This is a genomic window from Listeria sp. ILCC797 (assembly GCF_900186185.1).
Classification (GTDB): domain Bacteria; phylum Bacillota; class Bacilli; order Lactobacillales; family Listeriaceae; genus Listeria; species Listeria goaensis.
In genome coordinates this window covers 1-22,369 of the sequence record NZ_FYBS01000018.1, presented here as the reverse complement: position 1 = coordinate 22,369, position 22,369 = coordinate 1, and the positions used below count along the sequence as shown (strand labels likewise).

General features: G+C 39.0%; 22 protein-coding genes and 1 other annotated feature. Of the genes, 17 read left to right on the top strand and 5 right to left on the bottom strand.

The window, feature by feature from the left end; genetic code table 11:
- Window positions 1–99 precede the first annotated feature (99 nt).
- Together BN1609_RS13470 and serS are read left to right on the top strand one after the other, a co-directional pair.
- The gene (locus BN1609_RS13470; protein WP_088811045.1) at window positions 100–519 is read left to right on the top strand and encodes a pyridoxamine 5'-phosphate oxidase family protein; all 420 of its coding nucleotides are present in this window, start codon (window positions 100–102) and stop codon (window positions 517–519) included.
- A 49-nt stretch (window positions 520–568) separates the two neighbouring features.
- Window positions 569–790: a binding site (T-box leader), on the top strand.
- A gap of 267 nt (window positions 791–1,057) precedes the next feature.
- Window positions 1,058–2,341: a serine--tRNA ligase gene (gene serS, locus BN1609_RS13465; RefSeq protein WP_088811044.1), complete on the top strand. Its 1,284-nt coding sequence runs from the start codon at window positions 1,058–1,060 to the stop codon at window positions 2,339–2,341.
- A gap of 88 nt (window positions 2,342–2,429) precedes the next feature.
- Here serS and BN1609_RS13460 read toward each other — a convergent pair whose 3' ends face one another.
- The gene (locus tag BN1609_RS13460) at window positions 2,430–3,185 is read right to left on the bottom strand and encodes a YveK family protein (protein WP_088816474.1); all 756 of its coding nucleotides are present in this window, start codon (window positions 3,183–3,185) and stop codon (window positions 2,430–2,432) included.
- Window positions 3,186–3,847: 662 nt separating this feature from the next.
- On the opposite strand from BN1609_RS13460, the gene BN1609_RS13455 reads away from it, so the two are divergent.
- From BN1609_RS13455 to BN1609_RS13440, 4 genes are all read left to right on the top strand, one after another.
- Window positions 3,848–5,626 (top strand): asparagine synthase-related protein, encoded by a 1,779-nt coding sequence (locus BN1609_RS13455; RefSeq protein WP_117584607.1) that lies wholly within the window; start codon window positions 3,848–3,850, stop codon window positions 5,624–5,626.
- Window positions 5,627–5,821: 195 nt separating this feature from the next.
- On the top strand, window positions 5,822–7,270 hold the full coding sequence (locus BN1609_RS13450) for a lipopolysaccharide biosynthesis protein (protein WP_088811042.1): 1,449 nt from the start codon (window positions 5,822–5,824) through the stop codon (window positions 7,268–7,270).
- A gap of 92 nt (window positions 7,271–7,362) precedes the next feature.
- Window positions 7,363–8,691, top strand: a complete 1,329-nt coding sequence (locus BN1609_RS13445) for an O-antigen ligase family protein (RefSeq protein ID WP_088811041.1) — start codon at window positions 7,363–7,365, stop codon at window positions 8,689–8,691.
- A 155-nt stretch (window positions 8,692–8,846) separates the two neighbouring features.
- The gene (locus BN1609_RS13440; RefSeq protein ID WP_088811040.1) at window positions 8,847–9,512 is read left to right on the top strand and encodes an MIP family channel protein; all 666 of its coding nucleotides are present in this window, start codon (window positions 8,847–8,849) and stop codon (window positions 9,510–9,512) included.
- A 30-nt stretch (window positions 9,513–9,542) separates the two neighbouring features.
- On the opposite strand, the gene BN1609_RS13435 is transcribed toward BN1609_RS13440, so the two are convergent.
- Window positions 9,543–11,282, bottom strand: coding sequence for an ABC transporter ATP-binding protein (locus BN1609_RS13435; RefSeq protein ID WP_088840997.1), 1,740 nt, complete (start codon window positions 11,280–11,282; stop codon window positions 9,543–9,545).
- Between the two features lie 273 nt (window positions 11,283–11,555).
- Here BN1609_RS13435 and BN1609_RS13430 point away from each other — a divergent pair, with 273 nt between their 5' ends.
- The 8 genes from BN1609_RS13430 to BN1609_RS13395 all read left to right on the top strand — a co-directional run bounded on the left by BN1609_RS13430 (window position 11,556) and on the right by BN1609_RS13395 (window position 17,685).
- On the top strand, window positions 11,556–12,248 hold the full coding sequence (locus BN1609_RS13430) for a Crp/Fnr family transcriptional regulator (protein ID WP_088811038.1): 693 nt from the start codon (window positions 11,556–11,558) through the stop codon (window positions 12,246–12,248).
- Window positions 12,249–12,355: 107 nt separating this feature from the next.
- Window positions 12,356–13,000 (top strand): fructose-6-phosphate aldolase, encoded by a 645-nt coding sequence (fsa, locus tag BN1609_RS13425; RefSeq protein ID WP_088811037.1) that lies wholly within the window; start codon window positions 12,356–12,358, stop codon window positions 12,998–13,000.
- Complete coding sequence (locus tag BN1609_RS13420) at window positions 12,997–13,341, top strand: hypothetical protein (protein WP_088811036.1); 345 nt, start codon at window positions 12,997–12,999, stop codon at window positions 13,339–13,341. Before fsa ends, BN1609_RS13420 begins: the two co-directional genes overlap by 4 nt.
- Before the next feature lie 118 nt (window positions 13,342–13,459).
- The gene (locus BN1609_RS13415; RefSeq protein WP_088840996.1) at window positions 13,460–14,158 is read left to right on the top strand and encodes an NAD-dependent protein deacylase; all 699 of its coding nucleotides are present in this window, start codon (window positions 13,460–13,462) and stop codon (window positions 14,156–14,158) included.
- 110 nt (window positions 14,159–14,268) lie between these two features.
- A complete protein-coding gene (locus BN1609_RS13410; protein ID WP_088811034.1) occupies window positions 14,269–15,609 on the top strand; it encodes a hemolysin family protein in 1,341 nt (446 codons plus the stop codon).
- Between the two features lie 64 nt (window positions 15,610–15,673).
- Window positions 15,674–16,630, top strand: coding sequence for a LacI family DNA-binding transcriptional regulator (locus BN1609_RS13405; protein WP_088839384.1), 957 nt, complete (start codon window positions 15,674–15,676; stop codon window positions 16,628–16,630).
- A gap of 82 nt (window positions 16,631–16,712) precedes the next feature.
- A complete protein-coding gene (locus BN1609_RS13400) occupies window positions 16,713–17,066 on the top strand; it encodes a hypothetical protein (RefSeq protein WP_088811032.1) in 354 nt (117 codons plus the stop codon).
- A 13-nt stretch (window positions 17,067–17,079) separates the two neighbouring features.
- Entirely contained in the window at window positions 17,080–17,685 is a 606-nt protein-coding gene (locus tag BN1609_RS13395) for an HAD family hydrolase (RefSeq protein ID WP_088811031.1), read from the top strand.
- 38 nt (window positions 17,686–17,723) lie between these two features.
- Here BN1609_RS13395 and BN1609_RS13390 read toward each other — a convergent pair whose 3' ends face one another.
- Both BN1609_RS13390 and BN1609_RS13385 read right to left on the bottom strand, forming a co-directional pair.
- On the bottom strand, window positions 17,724–17,957 hold the full coding sequence (locus BN1609_RS13390; RefSeq protein ID WP_088811030.1) for an IDEAL domain-containing protein: 234 nt from the start codon (window positions 17,955–17,957) through the stop codon (window positions 17,724–17,726).
- Window positions 17,958–18,067: 110 nt separating this feature from the next.
- Complete coding sequence (locus tag BN1609_RS13385) at window positions 18,068–19,144, bottom strand: GGDEF domain-containing protein (protein ID WP_088811029.1); 1,077 nt, start codon at window positions 19,142–19,144, stop codon at window positions 18,068–18,070.
- Between the two features lie 139 nt (window positions 19,145–19,283).
- Here BN1609_RS13385 and BN1609_RS13380 point away from each other — a divergent pair, with 139 nt between their 5' ends.
- The gene (locus BN1609_RS13380) at window positions 19,284–19,508 is read left to right on the top strand and encodes a hypothetical protein (protein ID WP_088811028.1); all 225 of its coding nucleotides are present in this window, start codon (window positions 19,284–19,286) and stop codon (window positions 19,506–19,508) included.
- Window positions 19,505–20,482: an FUSC family protein gene (locus BN1609_RS13375; RefSeq protein WP_088840995.1), complete on the top strand. Its 978-nt coding sequence runs from the start codon at window positions 19,505–19,507 to the stop codon at window positions 20,480–20,482. Before BN1609_RS13380 ends, BN1609_RS13375 begins: the two co-directional genes overlap by 4 nt.
- Window positions 20,483–20,550: 68 nt before the next feature.
- Here BN1609_RS13375 and BN1609_RS13370 read toward each other — a convergent pair whose 3' ends face one another.
- The gene (locus BN1609_RS13370) at window positions 20,551–21,252 is read right to left on the bottom strand and encodes a Crp/Fnr family transcriptional regulator (RefSeq protein ID WP_088840994.1); all 702 of its coding nucleotides are present in this window, start codon (window positions 21,250–21,252) and stop codon (window positions 20,551–20,553) included.
- Window positions 21,253–21,576: 324 nt separating this feature from the next.
- On the opposite strand from BN1609_RS13370, the gene BN1609_RS13365 reads away from it, so the two are divergent.
- Window positions 21,577–22,242, top strand: a complete 666-nt coding sequence (locus tag BN1609_RS13365; RefSeq protein WP_088811025.1) for a Crp/Fnr family transcriptional regulator — start codon at window positions 21,577–21,579, stop codon at window positions 22,240–22,242.
- Window positions 22,243–22,369: the final 127 nt, after the last annotated feature.

The following is a 22,369-nucleotide window of genomic DNA, read 5'->3' as shown; positions in this document are numbered from 1 at the left end:
TTTCTTTTATAGCAAATTCAAGCAGGTTATACAAGTTAAGTTTGAACTTTTCGCCGTGGTGGAATGAAATAGAAAAAGCATCATTTTGGAGGGATAGAAATGCGAAACGAGCTGGAGGAACGAATTTTAAATGTGTTAGATGATCATAAAATCGGTGTTATGGCTACAGTGAAGGATAAATATCCACACGTGAGATACATGACTTTTTTTCATAAAGGGCTAACGCTCTACACGGCAACGTTAAATACGCTTCCGAAATTGGACGAGGTGGAGCGAAATCCGCATGTTTCAGTACTTATCGGCTATGAAGGTGAACATGTAAAGACGGCTTTCGTTGAATTTAATGGTCGTGTTGTTGTAGAGCAAAATGAAGCGATTGTTGAAAACATTTGGGAACAAATCAACTCGGAATGGGTGGATAAAAAGCAACCTGGTTTTACGGTACTGAAAATCATTCCAGAGCAGATTCGCTTGTTTGACCTACCCACGGAGGAGCCAGAAGTACTGGATTTAATTTAAAGGCTTGAAAAAATCTCTTGAATGGTTTAGAATACAACTAAATTGATAAAAGAAAACGTTGACAAGAAATAGTACCAAATTTTTTGTTTGTGAGAGAGCAGATGGCTGGTGAAAATCTGTAACAAAAATTTGCGAATCCCTCTTGGAGTGAATGGTGGAACACATTTTGTTAGTAAATCATTCCGGTGCGAACCGTTAAATCCAAATGAAGCTGGAGATTTTCACAATCTCAACTAGGGTGGCAACGCGGATATCAACCTCCGTCCCTTCTCTGTATATTTGTACAGGAAGGGGCGGAGGTTTTTGTTGCGGCTCTTAGTGCTTCAGCACTTAGAGCCGCAATATAAGACCGAGCAAGGCGAGGTGTTAATCCATCAAAAGGCTCTTAGAACTTCAGCACTTAGAGCCGCAATATAAGACCGAGCAAAGCGAGGTGTTAATCCATCAAAGCTCTTAGAACTTCAGCACTCAGTCTACCCACCCGCCCAACCAAGCAAACATACACCCCAACACCATATAATCAAAGGAGGAAAAAATCATGTTAGACGTAAAATTACTAAGAAACAACTTTGAAGAAGTGAAAGCAAAACTCGCGCATCGCGGTGAAGACCTCGGTGATTTTGAAAAATTTGGCGAACTAGACGCGCGTAGACGTACGCTAATACTCGAAACCGAAGCCCTTAAATCAGAGCGTAATGCCGTTTCGGAACAAATTGCTGTTTTAAAACGCAACAAAGAAAATGCCGATGCAAAAATTGAGGAAATGCGAATTGTCGGCGATAAAATTAAAACGCTCGATATTGAACTGAAGGACATTGATGAAAAATTAAACGCGATTTTGATGGCAATTCCAAACATTCCGCACGAATCAACTCCGATTGGCGAAACAGAAGATGACAATGTAGAGATTCGCAAATGGGGCGAACTTCCAAACTTCAACTTTGAACCAAAAGCGCACTGGGATTTAGGCACGAACCTTGATATTTTAGATTTTGAAGGCGCCGGCAAGGTAACTGGAAGCCGCTTCGTATTTTATAAAAAGCTCGGAGCACGCCTTGAACGCGCGCTTTTAAACTTCATGATGGACCTTCATTCCGAAGAGCATGGCTACGAAGAGATGCTTCCGCCGTACATGGTGAATCGCACGAGTATGACTGGGACAGGCCAGCTTCCGAAGTTCGAGGAAGATGCTTTTCTTGTTGAAAAAGAGGATTATTTCTTGATACCAACAGCTGAAGTCCCAGTGACAAATTACCACCGGGATGACATTTTAAAAGCAGAAGACTTACCGCGCAAATACACGGCGTTTAGCGCGTGCTTCCGCTCAGAAGCAGGTTCTGCGGGTCGCGATACACGCGGACTAATCCGCCAACACCAGTTCAACAAAGTCGAATTGGTCCAGTTCGTAAAACCAGAAGATTCCTACGAGGCGCTCGAAAAGTTAACGAACAACGCAGAAGAAGTTTTAAAACGATTAGAACTCCCGTATCGCGTGCTTAGCATGTGCACCGCCGACCTAGGTTTCACAGCAGCCAAAAAATACGATTTAGAAGTGTGGATTCCAAGTTACGGGACGTACCGCGAAATTTCTTCTTGCAGTAATTTCGAAGCTTTCCAAGCACGCCGCGCCAATATCCGCTTCCGCCGTGAACTAAACGGCAAGCCTGAATTCGTGCATACATTAAATGGATCCGGCCTAGCAATTGGTCGCACAGTCGCTGCCATTTTAGAAAACTATCAAGAGGAAGACGGCTCAATCCGCATTCCAAAAGCACTTCAATGCTATATGGGTGGAATTGAGAAAATCGAAGCACCTAAATAATTAGATTTTGTTCCGTCAAAATAAAAAAGCATCATTCAGTAATCATGCCATCTCGAAAAAGGGGCTTTACTGGAATGATGCTTATTTTTTATTTATGTCCCAAACTCTTTTTTTGTAGGTTTGTACTTCTAAGACCAGACGCATTTTTTCTAGTAGTTGCTAAGTTTTCTGGTTCTATCTTATTAATAGAAGTTAAAACAACTAATCCAAGGTTTCGTTCCACGTCTTGAGCGGTTTTAATTGTATTATCAAACAGATTTCTAATGAACATAATTATAATGCCAAGTATTAATCCAAATGCTACTGAAAGAGCTAACATGATAGACTTGTGTGGTTTTATAGGAGCCATTTTAGGGCTATAAACAGCGGGCGATAAAGTATAAACATTATTGACGTTCATGATTTTTGGTATGGTCTTACTAAATATATTAACAGTTTCATTTGCGATTTTAACAATATCTTTTGGATTAGAGCCTTCCACGCTGACTTGTATAACTTGAGAATCAGTAGGACTTGTTACGGTAATCATTTGGCTTAGTTCATCGACGGTGTACTTGTTATCCATTAAGCTTGAAACTTGGGATAAAATACGCGGACTTTCCATGATGGAAGTATAGGTATTTACAAGTTTTAGATTGGCTTGCACATCTTCTGCTTGGGAAGTGCTTTTTTCAGAATTCGCTTGATTGATAAGCACTTCAGATTCACTTTTATAAATGGGTACAGAAAAAAAATAGAGATAGATAACCATTACTAATAAACTAGCACAAGTACTAAAAATAATAATCCACTTGTTTTCTTTCAAAATATTCCATAATTGACTTACATCTAGGGTATTTTCCATGGCTTCCTCCTGGTTTTATCAACACTAAAAATGCTTTCCGTGATTTCTAGGCTGATTCTAAAATAATGTAGTGCTAACGAGAAGAGAGTTACAACCTTTTTGTTGCATAACCAATCCATATATCGCGCGTATAATATTAAAAGATGTGTATATTTCAGACTGGTGACAAACAGCAATCTTCGTCGTTAAAGCCTCCGTTCCGCTCCGCTTCGCCTAACTTCTCACATGGTCGGGCAAACTACGCCCTTCCTGTTTTCAGTCATCACGTACTCAAGTACGCTCCGGTGCGGTACTCGGCAATGCGTAAGAATCTCACTATTTGTCATCAGTCTGATTATGCGTGGTACGTTTTGTTTGGCTTAAGTTTAGAGTTTTTCTGCAAACTGATATTTATTGGTCATTTTTCGCGCATGTTGTTAATTTTATCACAAAGGAACTAACTGCTACATTTTAGCACTATTTATGTAGCTTGAGAAGAGCTGAAATCACACTTTAGTAGCTTATTTATCTATATAGGCCTAAAAATGGGGCGAAAATGTGACAGTTTATTTTATGAGGGCTGTGTAAGGGCTTAATCACGTTGACAAGCATTAAGAGGCGTAGTATATTTTAACACAAGGTTAATTTTATAATTACAGCTAAAGAAAAGAGGTCAATTTAATATGCCGGGTTTTTTTGGATTTATTTCAAATAAAGAAACAGCATTAGAAAAAGATATAGAGATTTATGACATTATTGAGGCAAACGATAACCTTATTGAAGAAAAAAATACAGTGAATACACCAAATTTATACGGTCGTTTTTTTAGAAATACAGTTAAAAAATTTGAACAAGATAAGACTTTTTCTCAAAATGAGGAAGCGTTTTTTATTGTTGACGGGGTAATTTTAAATAAACTTGATTTAATGGAAAAATATGAAATTAAAGATCGGAATATGTTTTCCTTAACGCAAAAGATGGCTCAATCTGCATCTAAGCCATTCTTTAATGAATTTCGCGGACATTTTTCAGGGGTGTTTTTAGACAAAACATCACATACTTTTAATCTATACACAAATCATATCGGAAATAAGGAAGTCTTTTATTATTTAGACAAACAGACAGATATTTTGTATTTTGGTACGGATGTAGACATTCTTGTGAAGTTGGTGCATAAACATGCAGGCAAACGTTTCAAACTAAAAAAGAATGCAGCATATAGCATGATTACGCATTCCTATACATTATGTAATGATACGCTTTTCGAAGACATGTACCGATTAACACCAGGACATTATTTACAATATTCAGCCAATGGAATTGAAAAAAAATGCTATTTTGAAATAGATAATACGCCAATCGATATTACAGAAGAAGAAGCAATGGCTAAAATCGACGAACTCTTTAGAAATTCTGTAAAACGTTCTTTTGAAAAAGATAAGGAATATGGCTACAAGCATATAGCCGCTTTAAGTGGTGGTTTAGACTCAAGAATGACGACATGGGTTGCGCATGATATGGGATATACAGACACATTAAGTTATACTTTTTCACAAACTGATTATATGGACGAAACGGTTCCAAAAAAAATGGCGAGTGAATTGAAGAATGAATGGCTGTTTAAGTCACTAGATAATGGGATATATTTGTACAAATACTTTGAAGAAGCGGTGAAGATTTCTGGAGGTAGATGTCAAAGCTGTAGTATCACGCCTACGCTTAGCATGGCTAACACGTTAAACATGGATCAATTTGGTATTGTTCATACGGGGCATCTAGGCGGTGCTATTTTAGGAACGTATTATGAAAAAGGTAGGAAGCAAGAATTCCATCCTGGTTCAGGTGCGAACTCGACGCGTTTGATTGAGAAAGTTCAATATACGGAAGAAAATTCCTTCCATTTAAAAGATAAAGAGATTTTTAAACTGTATAATCGCGGTTTTACTGGGAATCTTATGGGCTTAAAACCATTTCTTAAAACGACGGAAGCCATTTCGCCGTATACGGATGTTGAATTTATGTCGTTCACTTTGACGTTACCATTTAAATACCGTACAGGGCATAACATTTACATTAAATGGATTAATAAATATTATCCAGAAGCTGCGAATTTCGTTTACGATAAGGTGAAAGGAAAAATTAATAGAAAATTAATTAGAGTTAAAGGTGTATCAATTCCTTGGACAAGTATTCCTGCAGCGTTTGTAAAACTTGTGAAAATCAAGCTAGGTCTGAAATTGAATTCCAAGAATCATATGAACCCTATTGACTATTGGGCGAAAATCAATCCAGATTTAAGTAATTTCTACCAAGAATCATTTAATAAAAATATCGATTTAATTAAAGATGAAGAACTAAAGAAAGACTGTCAATTTGCATTTGAGTCGGGGAATTCAATGGAAAAAGACCAAATCATTAGTTTTATGGAGTTTTTGAGAATTATGAAAGGGTATATGGAATAAATTCATATATTCTTCAATCGACTTTATGCGTATTTTTTTGTTCGCTAATTGTTAGAAGATGGTGCACATCTTATCAATTATTGCGTCCAACTTGTTGTTTGCTTATCTCGAAGTTTGCCTAGGTAGTTCTTAACGCCGATGCAGACAAAAAGTTAATTTTGCTTGAAGGGATACCGCAGAGAGGACATCTAGGCTATGAAAAAAAGTAACAGCATTTTAAATAAATTTTTATCGATTTCGATCGGGAGCTGGGTAGCTCTTATTATTGGATTCATTAGTACACCGATTGCAACGCGGTTAATTTCACCGGATCAGTTTGGTAAGGTGTCAATGTTTTTGCTAGCAGCTGAAATACTAGGCGCTGTGGCATTATTAGGCGCTGACCAGAGTTTTAACCGCTTTTTTTATGAAGAAGAAGAGGATAAGCGAAAGTATTTATTGTTAATTTGCTTGAAGCTTTCTATGCTTGCTTTTGCGATATTGTCAATCGGCGTATTGATTTTTTATAAAGATATTTCGAATTTTATCTTCTCATACGTTAGTTTTTGGCTAGTACTGCTACTTGTTTTGTATGCACTTTTACGGATAATTAATACGTATGCGTCCGTAGTTGTTAGAATGCAGCAGAAAGGTAAAGTGTTCTCGTTTAAACTCATTTTGAGTAAGTCGCTTGAGTTTGCTGGGATTTTGATGTTCGCCTTTTTCTTAGGGAATCAATTTGAAGTTATTATTTATGCTTATATGTTTAGTATGGCGGTTGTTTCGATTGTTATAATCGGAGTGGAGCACAAGTTTTGGAATTTCTTTAAAAAAGGAAGTATTAAAATTAAAAGCCACTCGTCTGATATTCTGAAATACGGCGTTCCGCTAATGGTGACGCTCTTAATGACGATGCTATTTGAATCCATTGACCGAATTGCGATTAAACAATGGTCGAATTACACTGAAATTGGTTTGTATTCTGCGGCTTTTAAAATTGTGACGATTTTAAACACGCTACAACTTAACTTTACTGCGTTTTGGGTGCCTTTAAGTTATGAGAAATTTAAGGAGAACCCGAATAATACTAAGTTTTTCAAGGATATGCAAGTGGTCGTTAGTTATGCCATGTTAATTATCGCAGTGTTAGTCGTGATGTTTAAAGACGTTATTGTTCTTATGCTTGGAAGCGAATATGGTGGTGCCGCACAAATTATGCCATTCTTAGTATTTGTTCCAGTGCTCTACACGATATCAGAAGTAACCGTAGTAGGAATTAATTTTTATAAAAAAACGAAGCTCCATATCCTTATTGTGGCTCTAGTATGTTTATGTGGAGTTATAGGAAACTTGTTGCTCGTGCCATATATAGGTGCAACAGGGGCCGCGATATCTACAGGCCTATCCTATATCGTATTCTTTTCACTAAGAACTTATTTCTCATTAAGGTACTTTAAAGTAAGTTATAAGCTGTTTCAATTATATGCAAGTATTGCGCTGTTAGTAGGCTATGCCTTTTATGCGACTTTTGTAAAAGATATATGGAGTTCGTTCTTTATTGGAGTCGTTCTATTAATTGTCATTTCGGTGATGTATCGTGGCACTGTGAAAATGATGTGGCAAAAATCAATGGGAATTGTAAGGTCATTTTCACGAAAAGGGTAAAAAGGGGTCTTCATTTTAGAGTAAACCTATATTGTGATTGAAAATGTTTTGATATATACTAAAAAACGGGAAAATTTATAGAAAAAATAAAGATGTGTAAGGATGTAATTGTCATTAAAAACAGACCTCTAAACGTATATATTTTTATAATACTAACTGTAGCCTGCCCAATTATAGACATGATAAATGGTTTCTTTCTAGCATCAGGAACTTCTACACCTATAGGAATGGTTTATCGATTTGGATATTTTGCTTTCTTAGTTTTAATGATTATTGTTGAGAAACTTCCGAAAACATATTATACCTATCTAACCATTTTCTTTATACTCGGAAATTTATTAATGTTTTGCTTGCAAGGTATTTTCTTGAAGAATAGTCCCGCGTGGATATTCGCAGACTTTTCGGTGTACATTAAATATTTCCTGTGGGTGCTAATTCCTTATTATGTTTATCAGCGGAGAGAAATTTTCAAAACCATTAATTTTGAAAATATCTTTCTTGCATTAGGCTCTTTGCTCACAGCAGAACTTTTGATTCCGTATGTTTTAGGTGTCGGGCGTCAAACTTATTCAACAGCAGGAGCAGGATATAAAGGCTTTTTCTTTGAGCAAAACTCCATTTCATTTGCGCTTATCATTACACTCACAATAACGACGCATGTCCTTATTAAAGAGCTACAAAAAAGATGGGGCAAGAAAGTGTTCTTTTTACTCTTACTTTTTGCTGGAAATGTAGTGAGTTTATTCCTTTTGGCAACAAAAACGGTCGTTGTGTACGCGGTTCTGACTGTTGCGTACCTTTTAATTAGAGTAGTTTTCAAAAAACATTACCATTCAAATGTGCAGCGAGCTTTTGTTTGGCTTACGGCCATGTTTGCAGTAATCTGGATATTCTTTAGAGGAATTCAATCAGCGACAGAACTTGTCGCAGGTTCCGTTACTCGGATGCAATATTTTTACAGAGTCTATGATGGTGATTTGCTTCGCTTGCTGTTTAGTTCTAGAAACGTATTTTTAGAAGGTGCCGCCAAGTTATTCTTTAATGATCCCAATTTTGCGTTCACTCTTTTTGGTGGACAAGGATTCCAGTATCGTTTTGAGAAATTTGGGCGTTTAGGCGTTGTTGAAATGGATTTCTTTGATTTATTTTTCGGTATGGGACTTATCGGAACGGCGTTGTTTATTTTTATGATGCTGTATTTCATCTTCCGCGCTTTTAAACGCAAAATGAAATCAATTTATACGTTTGCGCTAGTCATTACATTAGTCTATATCTTTTTTGTTGGACACGTTCTGTTTTCTGCAATGTCGGCAACGTTCCTAGGCTTAATTTGTGCAGGAATTATTTTGGCAAGTAGCAAAAAGGATGATGACGGTGCAAAATTAGAGCTCGACCAACCCGAAAACAATACATCAACCTAATTTTGCGTGAAGTTTAGAGGTTTTTGACATGTCGGCGGCCATTTAAAATGGCTGCTTTTTTTGTTTTGAAAAATACACAACTTATCCATATCTTTCTAGGCGGATTTATGGTATTTTTAAACATGTTGATTCAATTTTGAAAGGAGGGAAATAAGATGAGAAAAGCAATTGCTGAATTTATTGGAACTTTTGTTTTAGTATTGTTTGGTACCGGGACGGCTGTTCTAGGCGGCGGGATTGAAGGCATTGGCATTCCAGGCATTGCGCTTGCATTCGGTTTATCGATTGTGGCGATGGCGTATAGTATTGGAACAATTTCCGGGTGTCATATTAATCCGGCGGTTTCCATTGCGATGTTTGTCAATAAACGTTTGTCTGCGAAAGACTTGGCTGTATACATAGTAGCGCAAATTTTAGGTGCCATTGTGGCGACGCTAACACTGCGTACATTCTTAATTTCTTCAGACTTGGCCACTACTAACTTAGGGCAGAATGGTTTTGGGAACTTAACTGCTTCAGGCGCGTTTCTAGTAGAAACTATTTTAACGTTCGTTTTTGTTTTAGTTATTTTAATTGTAACAGGAAAAAATGGGAACGCACCGTTTGCTGGTCTAGTTATTGGTCTAACACTCGTTTTAATCCACTTATTAGGTATTCCATTAACGGGTACATCTGTGAATCCGGCGAGAAGTATTGGCCCGGCACTATTTGCTGGCGGCGAAGCACTTTCGCAACTTTGGCTGTTCATCGTAGCACCGATTGTCGGTGGCGCACTTGCGGCTATTGTAAGCAAATTCGCGTTTAATAGTGAAGAGAAGTAAATAAAAAAACCACGAATTTTCGTGGTTTTTTTATTGCAATTGTTGCTCGGCGAAAGAAGCATAGAGCGGGTGGCTTTCGACTAATTCGGTGTGCGTTCCGCGTCCTGTAATTCGCCCGTTTTCAATGAAGAGGATTTGGTTTGCTGACACGATGGTCGACAGGCGATGCGCGATAACGAAAGTTGTTCGGCCAGACATTAAGTTCGCGAGTGCTTGCTGCACAATTTGTTCGGACTGGCTGTCTAGGCTGGCCGTTGCTTCGTCAAGCATTAAAATTTTAGGATTTCTTAGGAAAGCACGTGCAATCGCAATTCGTTGTCGCTGCCCGCCAGAAAGCTTAATGCCGCGTTCGCCCACTTCAGTTTGCATTTTTTCTGGCAACTTCTGAATAAATTCATCGGCGTAGGCAAGTTTTGTGACGGCCCACAATTCGTCTTCGCTCACTTCGCGGTCTAAGCCGTAGGTCAAATTGTCGGCGATTGTGCCGGATAGCATAGCACTTTCTTGTGAAACGTAGCCAATTTGGGAGCGCCAAGACTTGGTCGAAATCGCTGTAAGCGGTGTGTCGCCAACGTAAATCGCCCCGGTCGCAGGCTCGTAGAAGCGTTCTAAAAGGGCGAACAAAGTCGATTTTCCGCCACCACTTGGACCAGCAAAAGCCACAACCTCACCCGGATTCGCAGTAAAGCTGATGCCGTCAAGAATGGTGTCACTGCCCGCATACGCGAAGGATACATCTTCAATATGAACTTTTTCCCCCGAAATATCTTTTTCAACACCATTTTGAAGTTCTTCACTCTCTTGGTCTAAAATCTGTGAAATTCGTTCGGTGGCTCCTTTAGATTTCTGTAGTTGCGTGAAGAATGTGACAAACGATGTGACTGGCACAATAATTTGAAACAAATAAAGCAGGAAGGCGATAAGCGTTCCGGTTGAGAGTGTGCCAGAAGTGACACGGATACCGCCATAACCAATGATTGCTACGATAACCCCCATGACGACAAAGAAAATGAGCGGAGCGAGGACAGACACAACTTTTGCCTCGCGAATACCAAATCCAAACAAGCGATTGATACCTTCTGAACCACGTTTTTGCTCTAAATCTTCCGCGTTTGATGCCTTCACTAGACGTGCTTCTGACAACGTTTGACTAATCATACCCGTAAAGTCGGCGGTTTCCTTTTGAAGGCCTTTGGAAATTTTGAACATGCGCTGCCCAAGCGGTGCTACGATTAGTGCGGTGACTGGGACGGCGATTAAAATAACGAGAGTCATTTTCCAATCCATGAAAAGTAAAATAGTGACGGCGCCGATAACCGAAATAATCCCTGTAACAAATTGCGGCAGATGGTCTGCGATAAGCTCTTTAAGTAAGACGGTATCATTAATCATTCGACTTACGGTTTCGCCAGTTTTGGTATTATCATAATATGGAACTGGTAAGTGAATGATTTTATTCCATAAACGAATACGAATGGTGGCTACCATTTTTTGCCCCATATAATTAAGTAAAAAAACAGAGAAGCCATTTGCGATTGCCTGAAGGACAAATGCGGCCACGATGATGGCAATTAAACTGCCGTTTATTTGTGATAATGAAAAGCCATCAATTAAATCTTTTGTAAAAAGTGGCACTACAAGGCCGGCGACGGTTGTAATGATGCTCGTAATTAAGGCAACACCGATAATCCAGCTCGCTGGTTTTACGGATCCTAGAAGACTGAAAAATTTGTTCCATGTATAGGTCGTTTCAGTTGTTTTTTTATTCATGTATTTTTCCCCCATTCCTGTTCTATTATATAGAGAAATTTCACGAAGTGCGTCATGCTTAAGAGGTAATTTTTTTAAGAAATGACAGTGAAAAATTGTCACAAATAATTCATTAATATTCGTTTTTAATCTAAAATTAGCTACAAATATAGATTTTCAAATCAACAAAGTGATTTAATTCACGATAGTTTGGTAGATTTTTGTATAATCGGAATATTATGCTAATTTGCTTGTGATATAATCATAGAACTAAAGCGTTCACAAGGAGGATCTATGTTTCCTGTCAAAACTGATCATGTTAACTTAGAATTGAAAAATTTATTAGAAATTTGCTATGAGCACCCAAGGTACAATGAAAATTGTTCCGTTTTCACTACCAAAAAAGGAGATATCCTCCAGACAGTAGGCGAGGACAAAAAGAAGATTTATTTTATTCTAGAAGGGTACTTTGGTGTTTTTATCCAAAGGAAGAATAAAAACGCACGTGAAACATTTTCGAAACAGGCTATCATTCGCTTTTTGCAGAAAGAAGATACATTTGGCTTACAATATTTATTTTCAGATAACTGGGAATCAAAGGTTTGTATTCAAAGTCTTGGAAAAGCAAAAGTAATGGAAGTGGATTGTACGTTTTTAAGAGGAATTCTTGAAGAAATTGATCCAAAGCGTAATTTTATTTTAGCGCAAATGGGTATCAAAATAAATGAATCAAGAGAGTTTTCGGAATTGAGTTTTTATAAAAAAGAAGAGCGAATTCGAAAAGCATTGCTTCAATGTGCAAATAAACTTGGGACTTTTTCACAAGATGGTATTATTTTGCCGAAAGAAATTACTCAGGAAGTTTTGGCTCGTTACACAAGCACATCACGCGAGTATGTCGCGTGCACAATCCAAGCTTTAACTAAAGAAGAGATTGTTCGTAATAAGCCGAAACCACTACTTATTTTGGATAAATCTAAATTATAGGGAATGAAGATGCAGCGGGCGATAAGCTGTATCTTTTTTGTTTTCTTCAATTTGCGTTATAATGGAACCGTAAATTTGAAAGCGTTTTAAATGAAGGAGGAATTGGCATGAAGTTTTTCATTGATACGGCAAATGTAGAGGAAATTAAGAAAGCTAGCCGGATGGGATTTATTGCTGGTGTGACGACAAATCCGTCGCTAATCGCGAAAGAAGGTCGGGATTTTGGCGAAGTGATTCAGGAAATTACAGCTATTGTAGATGGTCCAATTAGCGGCGAAGTAGTCAGTCTTGAAGCGGACAAGATGGTTGCAGAAGGTCGTGAAATCGCGAAAATTCATCCAAATATGGTTGTGAAAATCCCAATGACGGGCGAAGGCTTGGCGGCTGTCAAAGTCTTGCACGCGGAAGGGATTAAAACGAATGTGACACTCGTATTTTCGGCAGCACAAGCGTTACTTGCGGCGCGTTCAGGCGCAACTTACGTATCTCCATTTTTAGGTCGCCTTGATGATATCGGCCAGGACGGTTTAGAATTAATTCGCGACATCGCGGAAATTTTTGCTGTTCATGATATAGAAACGGAAATCATTTCAGCAAGCGTCAGACACCCCATCCATGTCATTGAATGTGCACGAGCAGGTGCGGATATTGCTACAATCCCGTATAAAGTTTTCGAACAGATGCTAAGACATCCTTTGACCGACACAGGGATTGAGAAATTTTTAGCAGATTATGAGGCCTCAAAAAAATGAATCGCACCTATCTTGTGAAAAAAGAACATCATATGCACAGGCCGAACCCCCTTTTTGTTGGTAAAAATGAAGGCGTTTGGACCTTTCAAGAAGACGAGGACTACCCAGGCTGGATTTTTTGCAAAGTCAAGGCGTCGGGGCTAGAAGGCTATGTTCCAAAGCAAATACTTATCTCGGATGAAAGCGGGAAGTCTGCTACCGTTTCTGAAGACTACTCAGCGCGTGAGCTCGCTGTGAAACCAGGCGATAAAGTCGAAAGTAATCGCGAATTAAACGGCTTTGCGTGGTGCGTTGATGAGGACGGAATGGCTGGCTGGATACCGCTTGATAAATTAGCGTAAATTTCAAAATGAAATTTTTTAAGTTTCGAAAGAGTGATATAATGGTAGCCAAGCATTTGTTTTCAGATGTTTGGCTATTTTTGACGGCACAAATTGTTTGAGAAAAGAGGTTTTGAAGATGGAAAATGTCAAACAACTTCAGGCGGCGATTTTTAATGCGAGTAAAATTGTTTTTTTGACTGGCGCAGGCGTATCGGTACCTTCCGGAATTCCAGATTACCGGTCGAAAGACGGCCTTTACAAAGGGTATCAGAATCCGGAGTATTTACTTAGCGCCACTTGTTTGAAACGTGAGCCAGAATTGTTTTATGACTTTGTGACAAAGAATATGTATTATCCAAAAGCAAAGCCGAACGGGATACACTTGAAAATGGCGGAACTAGAGCGGGATAAAGCTATCACGATAATTACGCAAAACATTGATGGTTTGCATGAAAAAGCGGGTTCTAAAAAGGTCATTGATTTTCACGGGAACTTATATGATTGCTACTGTCAAAATTGTGGAGCAGCGATTCCCGCGGCGGAGTATTTGAAATCACGAATTCATGCGCAGTGCGGTGGTGAAGTCCGACCAAACGTCGTTTTATACGGTGAAGGCATTTCTGAAGAACCCATTTCAGGCGCCGTTTTCGCAGTGCAAACCGCGGATTTGATCGTCATTGTGGGCACAAGTTTCCAAGTGAGTCCATTTTGCAATTTAATCGAGTATCGGAATAATCAGGCAGCCATTTTTGCGGTGAACAAAGAGGCATTACGGATTGCTGCTCCTGTTGAAATGATTCAGGCGGATGCGCTGCGGGTATTTGAAAGCCTTTAAGGGAAATCGGGCGCGCAGTTTTGACCAAAAGGGGGAGAACATGGTAAAATTTGAATAACTGGGAGCGTTTTCCAGTCAAAATTTTCTTTTATTAAGGAGTGGACGGCTACATGTCACCTGACCCCGAGAGTCAGCAGATTATTTTACAACTCATACTTATTTTGGTGTTAACTTTACTCAATGCATTTTTTGCTTCGGCAGAGATGGCGCTTGTATCTTTAAACAAAGGTCGGATTAAAAATCAGGCCGAGAATGGCGATAAGAAAGCAAAGAAATTGGTGACGTTAATTGAAGACCCGAGCAACTTTCTAGCGACAATTCAAGTGTGTATTACGCTTGCTGGTTTTTTCTCGAGTGCTTCGGCAGCGACAAGCATTGCCACCCGTTTTGAGTCTTATTTAGGCGGCGGAGCATTTGCTAAAGAAATGTCGATTATTATTGTCACAATTATTCTTTCCTACATTACGCTTGTATTCGGTGAGCTTTATCCGAAACGCATTGCGCTACAAAAATCAGAGGCGATTGCTCGTTTTTCGGTTGGCCCGATTCGCGTTGTTGGGATGTTACTTCGCCCATTCGTAAAATTGTTGTCACTTTCGACAAATGCGCTTGTGAAATTAACGCGGATGACGGATGCAACAGAAGATGACCGCATGACGCGAGAAGAGATGCAAATGTTGATGGAATCGAGTTCAAAAGATGGCATTATTGAGGAAGAAGAACTTAGCATGTTGCGCGGTGTATTTGAACTTGATAATAAATATGCGCGTGAAGCGATGGTGCCACGAACGGATGCCTTTATGATTGATGTGGATTTTGCACCAGAAAAAATTTGTGATTTATTGCTGGAAGAAAACTATTCGCGAATTCCGGTCTACATGGGAGATCAGGATTCTGTCTATGGTATTTTGCATTTAAAAGACTATTTTGTAGAAGCACGAAAAGTTGGTTTTGATCATGTAGACATTAAAAAACTAGTGAAAGAGGCTTATTTTGCTCAAGAAACAATGTTTATTGATGATTTGCTGAAAAACATGCAGCGCACACGTAATCAGATGGCGATTTTAATGGACGAGTACGGCGGTGTTGCGGGAATCATTACTATTGAAGATTTATTAGAAGAAATTGTCGGCGATATCGATGATGAATATGATGACTTAACAAATGAATTTGTGAAAATAAATGACCATACTTACGAGGTTGACGGAATGCTTGCACTGGACGACTTTAATCGCATGTTTCACGTGGAACTTCCCGCTCGGGGTGTGGATACAATTGCTGGCTTTGTCTTGACGCTACTAGGCAGTATCCCAAATGACGGGGAAAAAGCAGTGGCAGACTACGAACAATTTACGTTCACAGCACTTGAAGTAAAAGATGCGCGTCTTGTCTCACTGCGAGTGGAAATTAATCCATTGCAGCAGCAGGAGGAAGCGGCGGACACAATTTGACGGCTTACTAAGTTTGCCGGAAGCAGGGCAATTTGTCCTGCTTTTTGTATAGGGGGAGAAAAAAATGCCAAACATTAAGGAAATCGCGAAACAAGCGGGTGTTTCAGTGACGACAGTATCGCGTGTTTTAAACAATCATCCGTATGTGGCGAGCGAAAAGCGCGCGCGCGTAGAAGAAGTGATGCGCGAGCTTGACTACATACCAAACCGGAGTGCGACAAACTTGGCGCTTGGCAAAACGAACACAATTGGTGTGATTTTACCCTATAACGATCACCCGTGGTTCGATAAGGTTGTAAACGGCGTACTGGACGCGGCTTTCCGGAAGAAGTACTCGGTGACGCTATTTCCAACGGGCTACGATGCAAAAACAGAAGAAAAATATTTGATGATGCTAAAAACGAAACAAGTGGACGGGCTCATCATCGCTTCGCGCGCGAATACGTTAGCGCTAATTCGGCAGTATGCGGAGTACGGCCCCATCGTCGTAAGCGAGGAAACGGACATTCCCGAACTTTCGTGCGCCTATATCGACCGCGCCAAAGCGTACCAAGAAGGCTTTCTTTTTTTGAAGGAAAAAGGATATCGTGACGTCTGTTTCACGAATGGACGGGCTAGAAGCATTAGCCCAAGTACGCGCCACAAAATGAGTGCCTTTGAAAAAGTGTATCAAAAAAATGCGGCAGACTATGCCTTGAATGATTGCTACACAGTTGAAGACGGCATAGCGGCTGCCCGATATTTTTTTGAAGAAAGCGGCATGAAACCAGATGCAATTTATTCAAACGGCGATGAAGTCGCAGCGGGCATCATGGTCTATGCGCGCGAAAAGGGGCTTCGTGTACCAGAAGACTTGGCGATTTTAGGGCAAGAAAATTTGCCGATTGGATTCGTGCTTGAACTTACAACGCTCGACCACAATCTGAAAAAATTAGGCGAAATGGCTTTTTCAATATTTTATTCAAAAGAAGTAAGAAAAGAGCGAATTGAGCATGCGCTAATCGTTCGAAAATCAGTCTGAAAAATTTAAATTGAAAACGCTTGACATGAAACCCGTTTCATCATGTACAACTTAGGTAGAGACTTTGAAGGGGGCGAAAATAATGATTGTGTCAGGTGTTTGCAAAGTTTACTCAGAAATTGGTATGGAATATCAGTACGGGGAATTTTATGTGGAACGTGATTATTTGGTGTTTGAGCGAAATTACAGTTATGGTTTGGGAAAACGCCACACGTATCCGCTCGCAAGTTTGCGTAATATTGCGCTTGTTCCAGAAAAAGGCGGACAATATTTAACTTTTTCTTGTGAAAATACCCGGTTTGAAATTGCGGATAGTACAAATGAATTGAAACCTTTTGCCGATGAACTTCGCGCTGAAAGATACGGTATGCCAGAACCGAATCGGTTAAAGCGCAGTAAATATACCCCGCATCATCATTATGTTTTTGCAAAATAAAGGAGGAATAAAGATGTATAAAGCGATTATTTTTGATGTTGATGGAACAATTTTAGATACAGAAAAAGCGGTTTTACATTCTCTTCAATCTGTTTTGCAAGAAGAAGGACTCACGTATACGCAAGACGAACTGCGTTTTGTTTTAGGGATAACCGGCAAGAAAGCGCTTGCCCAATTGGATATTTTAGACGAAGAAGAAATTTTTGAGAAATGGGTGGAACGCGAAGCATCGCTCATTCATGAGGTGGAAATTTTTGAAGGCATTAAAGAGGCGCTTGAAGCGATTCCGCAGAGCGGTGTTGTCACTTCGAAAAATGCAGTAGAAATGGAGAAGGGCTTTTACCCGTTCGGTATTGACCACCACTTCGATGCGATTGTTTGCGCGAGTGATACGACGGAACACAAACCTCACCCCGCTCCTTTGCTGAAAAATATTGAAATGCTAGCTTTAAAACCTTCCGACGTCATTTACATTGGCGACTCCGCGTATGACATGGCCTGTGCGCACGCTGCCGGTGCTCATTTCGGCCTCGCACTTTGGGGAGCCAAATCAAAAGACGGATTTGAGAAGGCGGAATTTATTTTTGAAACGCCGGAAGAGATTTTGGCGCATATATAGACATTGAAAAGGTGGCTCGAATTCTCGAGCCACCTTTTTTAAAATTGTAATTCTTCTTCTTGAAGGCGTTTTAGGCGTAGTGATAATAGAATGAAGCGTTTCTTGTTTCCGTCGTCGAGAGCAAGATCAATTTCGGTTTGAATTCTTGCTATCCGTTGTTTTTGACCGAGCATTGTCATGTAGCACTCAATAAACGTATTCATTAATGCCCGTTCCTTGGCTAACTCCTCGTATTGCTTGGATAGAGAACTCGAAAAAGGTTGCAGTGCCATGACAATCACTCCTTTAATGAATATTTAGAAAATTTATACTTTCTTATACCACCATTTTTTTTTGATAAAACGTGAGCAAACAAAAAAGTCAGCAAATTGTACTGACTTTCTCATAAAATGACACTTTGGTTGCGCCCAGCGTTTTTTGCCTGATAAAGTGCGCGATCTGCGAGGTGCTGAATTTCAGGAAATTCACGTGAATCGCAAGCTGTCGCTACACCAATTGAAATGGTGATGGAAATTTTTTGTGTGGTGTCAATCGGGATGGCAGAGTTTTGAATGGCGATGCGAATTTTTTCGGCGAGGTCATAGGCGGCCTTTTCATCAAAATTAATCGCCAAGATGCAAAATTCTTCTCCGCCCAAACGAAAGGCGTTCCCTTTTTCCAAACAGTGCTCTTGAATGATTGAAGCGCATGATTGAAGCACTTTATCACCTGCGAGATGCCCATAACTGTCGTTTACAGATTTAAAAAAATCGATATCGAGCATTAAAGCGCTTAATTTGTTTACTGTGGTATCTTCCATGAGTAGCTGAATTCGCTGGTCAAATGCGCGTCGGTTCGCAAGATTTGTGAGGGCGTCTGTGAAAGCACGCTCGGTTTCAACAATATACAAATGCCGCGTCCGTCGCATATCAAAAAGCACGGCATAAAGAATAAGTAATGCAAGGCCGTTGAAAACCGTCCAAGTAGTGATTAAAATAAGCGTTTTAAGCTGAAAACCATAAAAAAAGCTGCTGTTGATAATATATACGATGACACTGATGATGAATAATTCAACGATGAGCTGACTTTCATGAATTTTACTTTTGCGGAATTTTATCCATATTGAAATGAGTAGGGCGAGCAAAAGAATGAAGAATAAAGCTTGTATGGCGATTCCAGATATTCCAAAAAGAAAGCGCGTTAGCCCGATGAGAAGTGCGGAGAAGACTGTGAAAATGGGCGAAGCCGAAATGGCGATTAAAATGATGGATACGTAGCGTAAATCAATTTTCACACCGTCAGGCAGCTCAAATGCGAAATACATAAGTAAAAAGTTACTGATTAAAATAAGCAAAAAAATTACAGCTTTCCGCCACATGAGAAGTTGAGGATTAATTTGATAAGGTATTATTTTAAAAATAAAGTAAGTACCTGCAGAAGCGATAAAAATATTTGCTCCAAAATCCATTAGCAAATTCATTTTTTATTCCTCTTTCACGTTAGTACTATCATTATAATGGATACAAGTAGAAATTGCACATGAATGGGCACGTTTTATGTAACCAATATGATTGACAACTTGATGATTGAAGATATACTTAAATAAAGGAGGGGCTAGCGTGGAAGGATATGTGGTTGATGTTGTTCAAGATGCGAATAAATTTAGAGTGATTCATAAATATTCATGTGAGAATATACCAGCAAGGGAGAATCGGCTTATTTTAGGAAAGTTTGAAACGCCACAAGATGCACTCAAATCTGCGTATACAAATTATAGTCAATTTTCTTTGAAGTTTCGTTTGTGCCCCTTATGTACAGCAACAGAAGGAGCGAAACAAGAATGACGATTCAGAAGTATTTTTCATGGAATTGGAGCAATGCGGTTTTAACATTCATTAGTGCAATTCCAGTTTTTTTAATTGCGACTCTCGTGGATATGTCAATCGGCATGGGTATGCTCATTGGGCTCATTCCAGCGGCTATTACGAAGATTGCGCCAACTAGGCGTGGGCGAGTTTCGATTTTGATAATGGGCGCAGTCATTGCGTTATCAGTTCTCATTGGCGCGCTTTTAAAATCATATTTTGGCATTGTAGGTGCGACCGTTTCAATGGGCGCATTTGCGTATTTGTCTGCGATGTTTGCGGCATCTAAAAAAGGCGTACCGGCGTTTATGTTCTTTATTACACCTGTAATTGGAATTGGTTTAAGTATTACGGATTTTCAAGCGGGGGTGTCAATTGGGCTAAGCATGGTTCTTGGTTCGACTGTAGCCTGCATGATTTCGCTTTTTTTTAAAGAAACAAAAGGGGTTAAAAAAGCACCTGCTGTCAATCCAAATAAAGTGATTTTCAAGCAATATGCGCCGTATTTTACAACAGCGATTATGCTGGCAACGGTTATTGGCTTTTATTTGGACCATACGGGGTGGATTGTGGGCTCTGTAGGGTTAGTCATGCGCCCAGTGCGTGAAATGCAAGAGATGCGTTCGGTTTTCCGGATTGTTTCGGTTGTGACGGGAATTGTTTTAATTTACATAGTGATGCTTTCGAACGCGGGGAATATTATTATTGCGGGCGCGGCTGCGATGATGCTTGTTTTAGCAAGCGGGACACATGAAAGTAAAGCGTACATTATGCCACTTTTCATGACGTACATTGTATTTTCATTTATGATGGTCATCGATAATGAAATGAATGCGACACATTGGTGGTTACTCGCTGAACGAATTTTGTGGGTTTCAGCAGGGGTCGTTATTGCTTACGTGTTTGGCCTGTTAATTCCAAAGTTTGTGAACAAGAAAAAAGCTGTAGAGTGAAGGCGCAAATGAAACGCGTCACATGTAACTGAAAAACTGCAAGACTTTTCATAAGTCTTGCAGTTTTTTTATACCCAACGATCAAATGTATACGGGATAACAATCGGGATGTCTTGGAGTGTATGAATCACCCACTGTTTTTTTCTAATCGAGATAATGTTTTGTTTTTGCAGTGTTTTTATAATGTTGGATGTGTGAGATAGTGAAACAGAAGCGAGCTCACCTAGTTTCTCATAGGTTACAAAACTCGGCAAGTCTATAGAACCGTCCGCATTACGAATGCCAAATTTGTTTGCTAGAAAATGCAAAATATAATAAATGCGTTCCTCAGACGGAAAACTATCCATAATGAGTTGAATCATGGAGTTACGCGAAAGTTTAATATGATAGTTTAAAAGAACAAAGTTACGAGGGTCTTCTGTTAAAAGTACATCGTTTAAGTAGTCCAAATCGATTTCCCAAAGAATGCAGTCAGTTAAGGCGGAAATTTCCGCATGTTCATCAGATAAATCATTTTGTGCTATTAGGAAAGGGAATTCTCCACGCTTAGAAATAAGAATAAAGACGGGACGCTTACCGTTTAGATTGGAAAGCTTTGTATACCCTTCTTGAATAAAATAGACTTTATTTTTTTTAAAACTCACTTCAATAGAGAGCCCGGTCTTTAGTGCAATTTGGTGACATTTATGATTAAATTGCGGGTTGCTCTTCAATATTTTCATCACATAATCAAAATTTGTAAAATCATCTAAAAAGCTTTTTGAGTACATAAAATCCTCTCCCCCTCACTTTAATACCTACCCAAATCTGCTTACATTAATCGCACAAATAATAAAAAACCTCTTTCTTTTTATGAAAAAGTAGGTTTGTTTTGACTTTCGTTCGTTTTGAAAATGTCACAAATCTTTCAGGAATGTTGATATGAAGCAATTTATACGACATTTAAACAAGGAAAACAGAAATTAAGGACAGTTCCCTTATGAAATCATAAAATCATGAATTATGAACAAATTTTTGAGGCGTTAAAATAAGGATATTCATTAAACGGAAAAGTTCAAAGCGAATGAAAATGATTTCAAATGGGAAGGTGCTTCATGATGGAAGACTTAATAGAACTTTATTCAAAAAAAGTAGTTGAGGAACGCTTCAATGAAAAAGAACTATTGAAATTATTAGAAAATCAATTTGCGATTTACGGAGAAAATATAAAGATTAGAAATGGGCGTAAAATTGTTTTAAAAGAACGCGAAGAATACGTCTACTACATTGTACACGGGGCGGCTTCAGTAAGCAAAGACGATACAATTTATTGTTTTCAAGGCAAAGACCGTTTTTTAGGTTTAGAAAGTATGTTTTTTGATAGCCATATGGATTTAGATTTTCATGCAGTGGGAAACACCGAGTTAATCAAATTTAAGAAAAAACAAGTTATTGATGCCTTGATGAACACACAAGAAGGTTGGATTTTCGGCTATCAAATTGCCCATCGTTTTAACGAAGTTATTATAAACCACTGCATTTTCTATAAATTAAAAGCTAGATCGCGTAGCAAAAAATTTTTATTAGAACTTGCTGATGAACTTCACGAGGAAAATGATACGAAAGATTTTCTACCAAAACAATTAAATTATAAAATGCTATCCGAGTATTTAGGTATCAGCTACGTAACCATACGCAAATTGTTTAGCGAGTTACGCAAAGAAGGATTTATAGGTAGATGTCAAGAAAGTCAACGGTTCTACATTAACGCAGAAGCATAAAAAACGAGGTGGGAAAACATTTTCCCACCTCGTTTTTTATTGAAGGTCCATAAAGCTGTTTTTTGGGTGTATAAATGCCGGAAAATTTCACAAAGTAGTCACAACTCACCTCCTGTTTGAATGGTAT

Bases quoted from the DNA above. Each gene is read 5' to 3' on its own strand.
- BN1609_RS13470 (WP_088811045.1), top strand. From the start codon at position 100: ATGCGAAACGAGCTGGAGGAACGAATTTTAAATGTGTTAGATGATCAT.
- serS (WP_088811044.1), top strand. From the start codon at position 1,058: ATGTTAGACGTAAAATTACTAAGAAACAACTTTGAAGAAGTGAAAGCA.
- BN1609_RS13460 (WP_088816474.1), bottom strand. From the start codon at position 3,185: ATGGAAAATACCCTAGATGTAAGTCAATTATGGAATATTTTGAAAGAA.
- BN1609_RS13455 (WP_117584607.1), top strand. From the start codon at position 3,848: ATGCCGGGTTTTTTTGGATTTATTTCAAATAAAGAAACAGCATTAGAA.
- BN1609_RS13450 (WP_088811042.1), top strand. From the start codon at position 5,822: ATGAAAAAAAGTAACAGCATTTTAAATAAATTTTTATCGATTTCGATC.
- BN1609_RS13445 (WP_088811041.1), top strand. From the start codon at position 7,363: ATGTGTAAGGATGTAATTGTCATTAAAAACAGACCTCTAAACGTATAT.
- BN1609_RS13440 (WP_088811040.1), top strand. From the start codon at position 8,847: ATGAGAAAAGCAATTGCTGAATTTATTGGAACTTTTGTTTTAGTATTG.
- BN1609_RS13435 (WP_088840997.1), bottom strand. From the start codon at position 11,282: ATGAATAAAAAAACAACTGAAACGACCTATACATGGAACAAATTTTTC.
- BN1609_RS13430 (WP_088811038.1), top strand. From the start codon at position 11,556: ATGTTTCCTGTCAAAACTGATCATGTTAACTTAGAATTGAAAAATTTA.
- fsa (WP_088811037.1), top strand. From the start codon at position 12,356: ATGAAGTTTTTCATTGATACGGCAAATGTAGAGGAAATTAAGAAAGCT.
- BN1609_RS13420 (WP_088811036.1), top strand. From the start codon at position 12,997: ATGAATCGCACCTATCTTGTGAAAAAAGAACATCATATGCACAGGCCG.
- BN1609_RS13415 (WP_088840996.1), top strand. From the start codon at position 13,460: ATGGAAAATGTCAAACAACTTCAGGCGGCGATTTTTAATGCGAGTAAA.
- BN1609_RS13410 (WP_088811034.1), top strand. From the start codon at position 14,269: ATGTCACCTGACCCCGAGAGTCAGCAGATTATTTTACAACTCATACTT.
- BN1609_RS13405 (WP_088839384.1), top strand. From the start codon at position 15,674: ATGCCAAACATTAAGGAAATCGCGAAACAAGCGGGTGTTTCAGTGACG.
- BN1609_RS13400 (WP_088811032.1), top strand. From the start codon at position 16,713: ATGATTGTGTCAGGTGTTTGCAAAGTTTACTCAGAAATTGGTATGGAA.
- BN1609_RS13395 (WP_088811031.1), top strand. From the start codon at position 17,080: ATGTATAAAGCGATTATTTTTGATGTTGATGGAACAATTTTAGATACA.
- BN1609_RS13390 (WP_088811030.1), bottom strand. From the start codon at position 17,957: ATGGCACTGCAACCTTTTTCGAGTTCTCTATCCAAGCAATACGAGGAG.
- BN1609_RS13385 (WP_088811029.1), bottom strand. From the start codon at position 19,144: ATGAATTTGCTAATGGATTTTGGAGCAAATATTTTTATCGCTTCTGCA.
- BN1609_RS13375 (WP_088840995.1), top strand. From the start codon at position 19,505: ATGACGATTCAGAAGTATTTTTCATGGAATTGGAGCAATGCGGTTTTA.
- BN1609_RS13370 (WP_088840994.1), bottom strand. From the start codon at position 21,252: ATGTACTCAAAAAGCTTTTTAGATGATTTTACAAATTTTGATTATGTG.
- BN1609_RS13365 (WP_088811025.1), top strand. From the start codon at position 21,577: ATGATGGAAGACTTAATAGAACTTTATTCAAAAAAAGTAGTTGAGGAA.